The organism is Natronoglycomyces albus (assembly GCF_016925535.1).
GTDB classification, from domain to species: Bacteria; Actinomycetota; Actinomycetes; order Mycobacteriales; family Micromonosporaceae; genus Natronoglycomyces; species Natronoglycomyces albus.
In genome coordinates this window covers 2536325-2549032 of the sequence record NZ_CP070496.1, presented here as the reverse complement: position 1 = coordinate 2549032, position 12708 = coordinate 2536325, and the positions used below count along the sequence as shown (strand labels likewise).

The window sequence follows — 12708 nt, the reverse complement described above, 5'->3', positions numbered from 1 at the left end:
TGGCCTTGCCTCACAGGTGGGAAAACGAGTGCCGCTAGCGATTCACGCCGCTGCCTCGGGGACTTGGAAACTGGACAACCGGACGGTCCACCGCATGGGATACGGGTCAACGCGTCTGACCACCAAGCGTGATGGAATGCCCAGCGATCGCGCCCAGATGCTCACACTGCTGCGCAGCCCAGCACTTGGCCCAAGGCGCAGAGCGTGGCCCCGGTTGTGTGCGTCCAGAACGCCTACGGAATCGGGGCCACCCAACGTATGCATGCCTTCGTCGACGAATGCGGTAGACAAGGGATCGCCTTCGTTCCCTACTTCGCGATCGCGCGCGAGGGCACGGAGGGCGGTAACAGTGGGCGGTACGAACAGAAACTTGTGACGATGGCCCAAAAATACGCAGTGATACCAGCGCAGATCAGGCTTGCCTGGACCTTGGTGCGCGGCCCGCACATTCTGGCCATTCCCGGTACTGGCAACACCACACATCTGGAGGAGAACATCACGGCGGGGACATTGCGGTTGGACGAGTCCGATGTCAATTCGCTGACGAGCGACGAATGACCTCGTGCTGCCAGTGAATACCTCGACCGTCCACCGACCAACAGTAGGGAATCCTCCTCGAGACGATCAACGAGGCTTATGCAAAAGTCACGTTCGGCGTTCACATCGGCTCGTTTACCTGCGTAAACGTTGACTCGTGCGGCCTTGAACTCGCACTTTTGCGCCAGCCTCAAAGGTGCACCTACCATGATGCCCATGCCTTATGCATCGAGTGGTGGTGCGGACTAGCCGTCCAATGAGGTGGAAATGCCCCAAATGCATGGTCACGGCGAGTGGGTCGCACGTGATCTTGATCCGCCTGAGATGCTGTATTCAGCCACGAGTGGCCCGAATACGGTAAACAGTGTGTAGATAAGGTCCGAACAGCATATGCGGCGGGAGGTGGCATCGAGCAATGGCGAACAAAAAGAAGCGCAGCTCCCATCGCTCTCACTCGAAGGGCTCAGCAGGTGGACGAGGTGGCGGCACAGCAGCCGGGGCTCCGCGCTCCGCGTCACCAAAGACCCCGCCAGTTCCCCCCGTTGAATCGGCCAACTCAGTGGTGTCACTGCTGTCGAAAAACCCCGTGGTACCAGTCGCTTTGCTAAAGCCAGTGGAGGGAAACTCACCAAAGGGCCATTCCGAGAGCCCGCCGACCGAACCCGCCGCCGAGGGTGGGGCCGAAGAAACGGACCCCCCTCCGCAGCCCACCGAGGCACCCGAACCCGCCCCATCGCCCACTGCGACAACAGACTCTGCGAGCCCTGAGACCCCCCAAACTCAGGTGGTAGATCAGCCTCTCGAGCCCACCTCCGAACAGTCCGACCAATCCGAGCCGGACCGTATCGCCGAGTCCGGCACCGCCGCGGCAAAGGTCGAGGAGAGCCAACCATCGACTGCATTCGAGGGCGCGGTCTTCCCCCCGCACAACCCGATCGAGCCCCGACCCGAGGCAGCGGATTCACCCCGACAACTGGAGTCGGAACCCGACGCCGCGCCCACATTGGAGCCCTCGAGGGCAGAACCGAACCACGACGAGGCTTCTGGGCGACCTCCGACGCCTGAGGAGGAACCACTGCCGGAACCGGAACCTGACCCAGATCACAAGCCCAAGCCGGAACCGAAGCCACTCCCGGACCCCTATCCGGGCCCAACACCGGAACCGGAACCCGACCCAGAACCGCAAGAGCCGCCGAGCTCCGAACCTGTCGACGAGGTGCCGGCGAGTCTAGTGGCGGTCAAACGAACCTCGGCCGAGTCTCGGTCAACCCCACTGGTGGCATCCGAACAACGGCCATCCCGACGGGAGACAGCTGATCCGCAGGCACCTCTTCAGCCGCGCAACAAAGCGGATGAGACGGCGGGCCGCTCGATCGCGATCGTGGACGCCCCATCCAACCTTGGGCTGCGTCCGCCGACTCCCCACACCGTCCCCGGTTGCGCGAAAGCTCCCGGCGCTTTGCGTGACCATCAACTTCTCAAACGACTGCGCGCCCACGATGCCGGATGCCTCACGCCGCCCCGATTCGATTGCTCCGATTGGAGACCCGGCGACGGCGTAGGTCAGGCCGAGTCGATCGCCGACTACACTGTGCGGCTGTCAAATCGGGTCCGCGCCATGTGGGAGGAAAACCATTTCCCGCTGGTGCTGGGGGGTGACTGTTCGATCCTGTTGGGCAACGCGCTGGCGGCTCGGCATCTGTCCCAGGAACGAGACTCTCAGATTGGCCTGGTGTTTATCGACGCGCACTCAGATTTCCGACACCCGGGTAATTCGAAATTCGTTGGCGCCGCCGCCGCTGAGGACCTGGCGTTGGTGACGGGGCGCGGCCAGCCGGATCTGACCGACATCGATGGTCTGCGACCGTACTTTGAAGCGGAGAACGTCGTGACCCTCGGGTTGCGGGCCGATGACCCGCACCGGGTGGAGCTGTCTGCCTCGGGCATCGGGGTCCGCACCGTGCCACAGATGCGGGCCGAGGGCACACCGCGTTCGGCGGAGTGGGCCTTGGATCGCTTGGCGGAGGTTGAGGCGTTCTGGGTGCATGTGGATTCCGACGTGCTCGATCCCTCGGTGATGCCGGCGGTGGACGGCCCCACTCCGGGCGGCATCAGCCATGGGGAGCTGGGCCAGTTGTTGGAGAGCTTGGTGTCGAACCCCAAGTGCATCGGGATGGACGTGACGGTGTTCGACCCCGACTATGATCCACAAGGTACCTATGCGGGAGAGCTGGTCGATACGCTTGTGGCCGCGCTAACCGGATCGAAGTCTTTAGGTTTGGATCGGTCCGATTGCGATGCCGCGATTGCCGCCGCTGGTCGTTTTCCGACCTCTCGGCGCCTGCTGTGACCCATAGATGAAGTCGCAGGTTGAGACCTGAAATCGCGCACCCAAATGGTTCATTTTCGCCTGTGGGGTGCGGCGGTTGGGATGGCCACTGCGGTGGTGAAATCTCAGGCCCTGATTGCGCACGTGGCTATTGTCAAACCGCATCGCTGGGTCGGTGTGAATCAGTGGCTGAAAGCAGTGTGGAGAAGGTGGGCGAAACGCCGGTGGTGGCGCTGGAGCGGCCTGAGATGGGTGTTGCGACCCGGTGATGAGGGCGCTTGCGGTCAAGCCCTGAGGCTGTGCGCTCGTGAAACTTGGCTCAAGTGAGCATGCGTTATGCGCGGTGCGGACGCCTGGCAGGGGTGTGGACTCTGCGGGAACGAAGTATGGGGGTTTTATTCCTCATCAGTCATGGCCGCGACAAAGCCTACAGAAGAAGCCTGCGTACTCGCACAGCGTAAGGGTTTTTGTCGTCGTTGGAACTAGAACCAGGGAAGCAAGAAAAAGCGCCAAACATGAAACGGATTCATATAGGGACCCCCATTTTAATTTTACGTGATGTCGTTTTTGTTGCCAAGGAATAGATTGTCACCTGTGGATAACTTAAGTATCTAAATTTATCAATATATATAGAACCTCGTTTCGCTTTTCGTATATGGGTCTATTTTTCGGTGACCACGTTTTCGGCCGGTGAATAACGTGTACGCCTCGGTGTGAAATATGCGATTGAACTGATTCTCTCCTCTGTCGCCTCCAGAGGGCGATCCGCATGGGGAGCTCAAATGTGGGCCGCTACCGGTGGGGAAGATCGACCGGTAAAGCGTCCGGGTTTGCCTGGGGCCAGGCCCAGATTGTGGGTCCAGGGAGGTCGGATGCTCCCGCGAAACCTCGCTGGCGTTCATCCTGCCCCGGTGGGGAGCGTTGGCCCGCTGGCCGGCCGTGTAACCGCTAGCCACCGAGGCCCGATAGGGCGTCAGGGTCGTTGGTTGAGCGCCGGTGGATAGGGAGTCAAGTGAACGGTGTGACTCCCTGCTCGTTACTGACCAGTAGGGGACGCCTGGGTGAGACGTGGCTCCAAGTTTGAAGCGCTCAAGCTTTTTCGCACTGGCTTTCGTCTGGCTCTGTGGCAACAAAATCGCAGGAAAAGGCGTTCTCATTGCCACCAAAAAGTTGAATATGGCGGATTAGTCGCCGCCCAACTTGGCGCGTAGGATCTAGGCTGAAGACGTTCGCGTGAACGCGAACAGTTCACAACGAGGTGAGCACACAACCCAGGTTGGGAGATAAGCCGAAGTGTTGTCGTTTATCGGTGATGAAGAGTTCAGCGATGTCCTTCCAAACCGGGAGGCACTACTGGAAGAGGCGGCGTCATTGGCCGGCTCCAAGGAGTCGCTTTCCGATTTGGTCGACGTATATTGGCGACTCGTCGCCGATGACGATTTGGTGGGACGCAGCGCACAAGAGCTTCTGGACATCACGGTTACTCATCGCCGTCTTGCCGACCGCCGGATGCCCGGAGAAGTGTGCATCAGCGTTGAGGCACCCAACTCCGAGGAAGGCCCCGACGCGGAAAGCCACACTCGGTTCAGCGTGGTCTGCGACGACATGCCCTTCCTCGTGGACTCCCTCACTGGCGTGTTCAACCGGCACAACATCGACATTGACGTCTTTGTGCACCCGGTTGTCTCCGTGCAGCGTGACGCGGAGGGCAAACTTCTGCGAGCACCCTATTCGGGCGAAGAGGCCGTGGTCGAGTCGTGGATGCACATCGAAGTGCAGCGACTCACCGACGAGACCCTGCTGTCGGGCCTGCAGCAGGAAATCCTGGACGTACTTGGTGACGTGCGCGTCTGCGTCGAAGACTGGCAGCCCATGCGTACTCGGGCCCTAGAAATCGCCGCTCGCCTCGAAAGCGACGCCGCCAACCCGCCAGTGCCGCAGAAAGACCTCTCCGACACTGTCGAATTGTTGCACTGGCTGGCCGACAATAACTTCACCTTCTTGGGTTATCGCGAGTACCGTCTCGTTGAAGAAGGCGACGACACCCTCCTCAAAGCCGTCGAAGGTTCCGCGCTCGGGCTGCTGCGCAACGCCCCGAATTCGGGCAAGTCACTCTCCAGCATGGCCCCCGAAGCGCGGGAACAGGTCTACGCCAAGCGCCTTCTCATGATCACCAAGGCCAATGGCCGCTCCACCGTTCACCGCACCACTTACATGGACTACATCGGCGTCAAACTGTTCAACGACAACGGCGATGTCATCGGTGAACAGCGCTTCCTGGGTCTCTTCGCCACCGCCGCCTACCAAGCGTCGGTCAAGGTGCTCCCGGTCGTGAAGCGGAAAGTCGCCGAGGTGATCGAGCGATCCGGTCTCACCCTCACCTCTCACGCCGGTAAGGACCTCGTCCAAGCCCTGGAGGCCTACCCGCGCGACGAACTGTTCCAAACTCGCACCGACGACCTTTACTCCACCGTGATGGGGGTGCTGCGCCTGCGTGGCCGCCGCCGTCTGCGCCTGTTCGTCCGCCGGGACAACTACGGCCGCTTTGTCTCCTGCCTGGTCTACCTTCCGCGCGACCGTTTCAACACCGCAAACCGGCTGAAAATCCAGAACATCCTGGTCAACCGGCTCGGCGGCATCGGCGTAGACTTTGCCACCCGCGTCTCCGACTCGGTACTGGCGCGACTGCACTTCATCGTGCGCCTAGACCCGGCCAATACTCCCGAATTCATCGACGTCGAGGGCATCCAAAGCGAACTGTCCGAAGCCACTCGCTCCTGGGACGCCGACCTGGCCTTGCAGCTGGATCACCACATTGGGCAGGGCCAAGCTCGCAGCCTCTACGAGGAATACCACGCGGCCTACCCCGACACCTACAAAGCCGAACACACGCCGCTCCAAGCCGCTCAAGACATCGCCAAGCTGGAACTCGTCTCCGCCCCCGGCGACATGGCACTGCACCTGTTCCGGGTCAATCACGACGACGCGCGCGTTCGGTTCAAGATCTATAACTTCGGCAAGGCCATCACCTTGTCCAAAGCTCTCCCGGTGCTCCAAAGTCTAGGACTCGAAGCCACCGAGGAGCGCCCGTACGTGGTCAAACGCTCCGACGGCAACATCTACATGCACGACTTCGGGCTGCGCATGCAATGCCCCGAAGGCGAGCAGGTCCCCCAGCTGCGCTCCCGGGTCGAAAACGCCTTCCGCGCCGCCTGGATGGGCGAAGCCGAACACGACCCGTTTAACGAACTGGTCGTTTGCGCCAAGCTCACCTGGCAGCAAGTGGTCGTCTTGCGCTCATATGCGAAGTATCTTCAGCAGGCGGGCACGATCCACACCCAGGACTTCATCGCCCAAACGCTCATCGACCACTCTGACATCGCCGCCGGGCTGCTCGAACTGTTCGAAGCTCGCTTCAAACCAAGCATCGAGGGCGACCGCGACGCACTAGCGGCCACCTGCTTGGACCACGTCGAAGCTCTCCTAGCGGACGTACCATCCCTGGACGCCGACCGCATCTTGCGATCCTTCCTCACTCTCATCCTCAACACCCTGCGCACCAGCTACTACCAGCGCACCAAAGCCGGTCGCCTCAAGAACTACGTCGCTTACAAGATCAACGCCCGCGCCGTCGACTTCCTGCCCGAGCCCCGACCGTCCTTCGAGGTGTTCGTGTATTCCCCGCGCATGGAGGGCGTCCACATGCGCTACGGCAAGGTCGCCCGAGGCGGGCTGCGTTGGTCCGATCGGCGCGAAGACTTCCGCACCGAAATCCTCGGCCTAGTCAAGGCCCAAGAAGTGAAGAACACCGTCATTACCCCGGTGGGCTCGAAGGGCGGATTCGTCGTCAAACGGACCGACTTCGCCAATCGTGAAGAGCGGCAAGAGGAGGGCATCGCCTGCTACAAGATGTTCATCTCCTCCTTGCTGGACGTCACCGACAACCGTGACGCCGAAGGCAACGTCGTCCCACCACGGGACATCGTCCGCCACGACGGCGACGACCCCTACCTGGTCGTCGCCGCGGACAAGGGAACCGCCACCTTCTCTGATATCGCCAACGAAGTCTCGGCCGCATACGGCTTCTGGCTCGGTGACGCCTTCGCCTCCGGTGGCTCGGTCGGATACGACCACAAGAAGATGGGTATTACCGCCCGCGGTGCCTGGGAAAGCGTCAAGCGCCACTTCCGCGCCATGGACCACAACACCCAAACCCAAGACTTCACCGTCGTGGGCATCGGCGACATGGGCGGGGACGTCTTCGGCAACGGCATGCTGTGTTCAGAACACATCCGGCTGGTTGCCGCGTTCAACCACATGCACATCTTCGTTGACCCCGACCCCGACCCGGCCACCTCCTTCCAGGAACGTAAGCGCCTCTTCGACCTGCCGCGCTCTACCTGGGCCGACTACGACCCCAAGCTCATCTCCTCCGGCGGTGGAGTCTGGGAACGGAGCGCGAAATCCATTCCCATCAGCCCGCAAATGCGCCACGCCCTGGGCATTGACGAGAAGACAGAAACGCTCAACCCACAACAGCTCATCCAGGCCATTCTCAAGGCGCCGGTCGACCTCCTGTGGAACGGAGGCATCGGCACCTACATCAAGGCCACCTCCGAGGCGAACTCCGATGTGGGCGACAAAGCCAATGACGCCGTGCGCGTCAACGGCAAGGACGTGCGCTGTCGCGTCATCGGCGAAGGTGGCAACCTTGGCCTCACCCAACTGGGTCGGATCGAAATTGCCCGAAACGAGATTCCACGCGGGGCCGACGCATTGCTCGAAGACGGCGACGGAGTCCGTGCCAAGGCATCCCACGGACGCCTCATCACCGACTTCATCGACAACTCCGCTGGCGTCGACACCTCCGACCACGAGGTCAATATCAAGATCCTGCTCGCCTCAGCGATGGTGCAAGACCGCATCGAACCTGCCGCGCGCGACCAGCTGTTTATGAACATGAGCGACGAAGTGGCCACCATGGTGCTGGGCGACAACTACCAGCAGAACTTCGCCCTGGCCAACGCCAGCCGCCAAGCAGGGCGACTGCTGGGAGTGCACCGCCGCCTCATCAAATACCTGGGCCGAAACGCTCAGCTCAATCGCGAACTGGAGTTCCTACCCAACGACAAGGACCTCAACGCCAGGGCCGCTGTCGACCAAGGCCTCTGCGAGCCCGAACTCGCCGTGATCTTGTCGTACGTCAAGATTCACCTCAAGCGGCTCGTGCTCGACTCGGCCCTACCCGACGAAGACTGGACCGAACCGGTCTTGCGCAACTACTTCCCCGAACCGCTGCGCGAAGATTACGCCGACCTCATGGCCGAGCACCCGCTGCGACGGGAAATCGTCGCCACGGCCGTGGTCAACGAGGTCGTCAACCGCGGAGGCACCACGTTTGTCTTCCGCGTCGCCGATGAGACCGGGGCCGACCCGATCGACGTCATTCGCGCCTACCTGATCGTCCGTGACGTGTTCGGTCTCAACGAACAATTTAGGCGGGTCGAGGCCCTGGACAACCGAGCCCCACAAAACGCCCAGATTTCCGCGCAACTGGTCATCCGCCGCGTCATGGACCGTGGAGTGCGTTGGCTCATCCAGCACCGGCGGGCCCCGCTCGACATCACCAGCGACCTGGTGCGCCTGCGTCCAGGCATGACCACGCTGCTACCACAACTGCCGAATATGCTGCGTGGCATCGAGGCTGACAACTTCGCCACCTTCGTCACCAGCCTCGAAAAGGACGGAGTACCGGCCGAACTCGCCACCGACGTCGTCAGCTGCATCTACGGCTTCGGACTACTCGATGCCGTCGAGGTCGCCCGCGAGACCAACAACAACGTCGAAGACGTCGCCGATCTGTACTATCAGATCGCCGCCCGCATTCACGGCGATGAGATCCTCAACCAGATCTCGGTGCTGCCGCGCGCTTCGCGCTGGCAGACGCTCGCCCGGCTGGCGCTGAGATACGACTTGTACGGAGCGTTGGCGGCTCTGACCCGCACGGTCATCTCCGCAGGCGACGGCAAGGTCTCGGCAACGGCGCTGGAAGAGTGGGAGGCGGCAAACGTCGCCTCGCTGGATCGGGTGGTCAGCGGCGTGGCCGAGGCAGGGCATGGCCAGGAGGACCTGGCGATTCTTTCGGTGATTCTGCGTCATATCCGGTCGCTGGTCGAGGCCAACACCTGAGAAAAGTGCTCATAGCCGGGGCTCGGTCGAAACCGCGTTCGACCGAGCCCCGGCTATGTAGAGGCAGAGGACTGAACTGAGGCCTCACCGAGGAGACTGGGCCATGGAGCCCATGGGGCGGCATCGCACTCGGCGGGGGAGTACACCGCCTGAGGTCGCATCTACGTCGAGGGAGATGATCGGGGTGGGGTTCACCCACTACGCGGGCCTGATCGCCGCGTCCGGGTAAGGTTACTTATCATTTCAGTTACTGCTGAGTGAGCTATCTAGTTGAATCTGTCAACCCTTAGAATGCGCGAGTTTTCCTTGCGCATCGATTAACGAACCCCCGGAGAGCGCTGCCGGACACACCGTGTTCAAAAGAACGGTGTCGAGCCGATGCTCGTCCTCGCGGAGGTGGAGAGTGCAATGAACAAAGGCCGCAAACCCGGTGTGCCGAAACTGCTGAGAGTCCTGAACGACAAGGCCGCGCTGCGCCTGTTGCTCGAAGAAGGCCCGCAAACTCGCACCCAGTTGGCTGAGCGCACCTCCATGTCCAAGGTGACCGCCTCGCAAATGGTCGAACGGCTGGAAAACCGAGGACTGGTGAAGGCCGTGGGAACCAAATCAGGTGGCCGAGGCCCCAACGCCTCGCTGTACGCCGCCGTGGGGTCCTACGCCTACGTCGTCGGTATCGAGGTTGGGCCCGAACACGTGCGGGCCGCCTGCGCGGACTTCACCGGCCAGATCATCGGGCGCGCCACCCTCTCCACCGAGGAAAACTCTGGACCGGCGGCGGTGGTCAAACAGCTCGTCGATGAGGCTGTGACCGACGCTGGAATCGACCCGGGCGATTTGCATCGCGTGGTCGTCGGTACCCCGGGAGTCATCGACCCCAAATCTGGTGATGTCGGCTTCTCATGGGACCTACCCAACTGGCACGCGGGTATCCGCGAAGAGCTACGCCGCACTCTCCACGTCCCGGTCTCCATCGAGAACGACGTGAATCTGGGCGCCGTCGCCGAACAGCGATTCGGGGCGGGCCGTGGCGTGGACGACTTCGTCTACGCATGGTTCGGGCGTGGCCTGGGATTCGGCGTCATCCTTGGCGGACGCTTCTATAGGGGGGCGACCGGAGCCGCTGGCGAAGCCGGATTCCTTCCCGTCTCCGGGGTCGAACTGTCCCACACGGAGGTGCAATCCCGCACCGAAAAGGGTTCATTCCAGATGGTGGCCGGTGGAGAGGCGATCATCGAAATCGGGCGCAAGTACGGTTTCACCGGCAGCACTCCAGAAGGTATTGTCACCCAGGCTCTGGAAAACGGCGACCTGGGACGCGAATGTCTCTCCGAGATCGCCACCCGCGTGGCCCTCGGCGTCGCCTCGGCCTGCATCGTGCTTGACCCCTCGCGGGTAATCCTGGGCGGTCCGGTTGGCTACGCCGGTGGTGAGTCACTGGCCAGCCAAGTCGCCGAAGCCACCACCCGCATCGCCCCGGTCAGCCCCAATGTGCAACCCGGCGAGGTATCACAAGACCCGGTCATTCGCGGTGGCATCCGAGTCGGTCTCGACAAGGTCGAAGAGACGCTCTTCGAAGACTGAAGACCGCGACCACAAACCACACTGGGCCCAGCCGAAGGCTGGGCCCAGCAACACTTTCGGGCTCAGATATCCCGGCGTTGGAACGACACACTCGCCGCCGTCATCAACACAGCGATCACCGTAAACATGACAAAGAAGCCGCTTCCGGCAGAGACCTGGGTCGAACTGTCAAAGAAGATCGAACTGACCGCGACCCCGCCTTGAAGCCAGGCATCGGCATAGGTCAGGAGCGAATACAAGCCTGGGTACGTGACCGAAAAGACCCCACCTAGAACCCCCCAGGTAAAAATCGGATTCAAGATCATATAGGCGGCGACCACAGTGGTGGCCACGGCAGTGTGCCGACCCCACATCGCGATCCCAGCCCCCGCCAAGGCCATGAAAACAATCAACACCAACCATCGGCCAGTCAAAGCGGCCAAATCAAGCCACCATGAGCCCGATAGCTCCCCGGTTTCACCAAAGATCAGCCCAACTGAGGCAAACAGCCCGAAGGTCAGCATCAAGAGAACCAGCGTCGCGACCACAGCGACCGCCACGATAGCCGTGGCTTTGGCCGCCCACAGCGTCATCCGGTTGGGATGCCACAACAACATGTTCGACATGTTCCCCGAGGACCACTCAGCCCCGATGACACTCGCCGCCCACACCAGGACGACAAATCCGAACACCAGCAGCCATGCCTCAAAGAACGTGGGCATTTCTCGTTGGAGCGAAAAGTTGTAGTCGGACGTGCTGGACTGGGCAGCGACCACACCCACCGACAACAAGAGGAACCCCACCAGGGTCAACCCGAGAATCCATCCGAGTCGACGACGCAAACAACGTTTGATTTCAGCTTTGAGCAAGTTCATTCTTGGCCGCCTTCGTGCACGTCTTCGAGACCGCCTTGAGCGGTGAGCTTCAGGTAAACCTCTTCGAGGTTGATACTGCGACGCGACAAGCCGCTCAGATAGATGTCGTGGTCGGCCAGAGTCTTGGTAACCCATGAGGGGTCGGGAGCGCCCGTCACCGTCAGTTGTCCATCCACATGCGCGGCCACCACACCCTCGTGGGCGTGCAGTGCCTCCAAAGCCGCAGTGATCTCCTCTGGCGCCACGCTCACCGACAGCTCGTTACTAGCCGCCGCCGACATCAAGTCCTTTACCGAACCGGCCTGAATTCGCCTACCGTGCGAAATAATCGTCACCGTGTCGCACAGTTGCTGCACCTCACTGAGGACATGCGAGGACACCAGCACCGTCGTGTCAAAGTCCTTTGCCAGCGTGCGCAGCAAAGTACGCATTTGATGAATACCGGCCGGGTCCAATCCGTTGGCCGGCTCATCGAGAATCAACAGTCGCGGACGCTTGATGAGTGCCTGGGCCACTGCTAGACGCTGCTTCATTCCCAGCGAAAAGGACCCCACCCGGAAATTGGCGTAATGGGTCAGCCCGACCTGTTCTAGCACCTCGTGAACCCGCTGCGTCGGCATCCCAACGCTGGTGGCCAACAGCTGCAACGTCGTGAACGCGGAGAACTTCTCGAAAAACCGCGGAGCCTCCACCACCGCCCCGACCAGAGGGACGACCTCGGCAAGCCGATCGGGCACCGGCCGATCGAATACGCGCATCGTCCCGCCCTGCACCGACACCAGGCCCAAAAGTGACCGCAGCGTCGTGGTCTTTCCCGAGCCATTGGGGCCCAAAAATCCGTGAACCTGGTTGGGTTCAACGCTCATATCCAAGCCGTCGACGGCATGATGAGTCTTGCCGAACAACGAGCGATAGGTCTTTCTCAGACCCGAAATCTCGATAACTGGGGTCATGAATCCTCGTCTTTAGTCATTGAGGCGGGCGCAAAAGCGACGTCCGCATACTCATCAGCCCGTTCACCTGCGTGAACTCATTCTCCCGCAGTCGTGCAACCGCAGCGGCGCCTCAGCCTCGTAACTGCACCAACTCGCAGTGGACCGCCTGTGGAACCAGCCAATAAGAGTTCGGATGAGCGTCTGTGCATAACAGACACCAGGCCGACCAGAGAGAACCGCGGCGAATCGGGGTCGGGTGAAGAGTAGGTCTGCTCCGAGACTA

The 12708-nt window shown here is 61.4% G+C and carries 5 protein-coding genes and 1 pseudogene; 4 read left to right on the top strand and 2 right to left on the bottom strand.

Annotated elements, in window-relative coordinates:
* Positions 1-204 precede the first annotated feature (204 nt).
* From JQS30_RS10800 to JQS30_RS10785, 4 genes and pseudogenes are all read left to right on the top strand, one after another.
* Positions 205-558: an aldo/keto reductase gene (locus JQS30_RS10800; RefSeq protein ID WP_213170283.1), complete on the top strand. Its 354-nt coding sequence runs from the start codon at positions 205-207 to the stop codon at positions 556-558.
* A gap of 1351 nt (positions 559-1909) precedes the next feature.
* A pseudogene (locus tag JQS30_RS17705) lies at positions 1910-2794 on the top strand (arginase family protein); the annotation flags it as partial.
* 1365 nt (positions 2795-4159) lie between these two features.
* Positions 4160-9055 (top strand): NAD-glutamate dehydrogenase, encoded by a 4896-nt coding sequence (locus JQS30_RS10790; RefSeq protein WP_213170282.1) that lies wholly within the window; start codon positions 4160-4162, stop codon positions 9053-9055.
* A 408-nt stretch (positions 9056-9463) separates the two neighbouring features.
* A complete protein-coding gene (locus JQS30_RS10785; protein ID WP_213170281.1) occupies positions 9464-10636 on the top strand; it encodes an ROK family transcriptional regulator in 1173 nt (390 codons plus the stop codon).
* 62 nt (positions 10637-10698) lie between these two features.
* Here JQS30_RS10785 and JQS30_RS10780 read toward each other — a convergent pair whose 3' ends face one another.
* Together JQS30_RS10780 and JQS30_RS10775 are read right to left on the bottom strand one after the other, a co-directional pair.
* Positions 10699-11490: an ABC transporter permease gene (locus tag JQS30_RS10780; RefSeq protein WP_213170280.1), complete on the bottom strand. Its 792-nt coding sequence runs from the start codon at positions 11488-11490 to the stop codon at positions 10699-10701.
* Entirely contained in the window at positions 11487-12443 is a 957-nt protein-coding gene (locus JQS30_RS10775; RefSeq protein ID WP_213170279.1) for an ABC transporter ATP-binding protein, read from the bottom strand. The genes JQS30_RS10780 and JQS30_RS10775 overlap by 4 nt, the downstream gene beginning before the upstream one ends.
* Positions 12444-12708 lie beyond the last annotated feature (265 nt).

What these genes read in the sequence shown, in the direction of transcription:
- JQS30_RS10780 (WP_213170280.1), bottom strand. Translation starts at nt 11,490, where the DNA reads ATGAACTTGCTCAAAGCTGAAATCAAACGTTGTTTGCGTCGTCGACTC.
- JQS30_RS10785 (WP_213170281.1), top strand. Translation starts at nt 9,464, where the DNA reads ATGAACAAAGGCCGCAAACCCGGTGTGCCGAAACTGCTGAGAGTCCTG.
- JQS30_RS10775 (WP_213170279.1), bottom strand. Translation starts at nt 12,443, where the DNA reads ATGACCCCAGTTATCGAGATTTCGGGTCTGAGAAAGACCTATCGCTCG.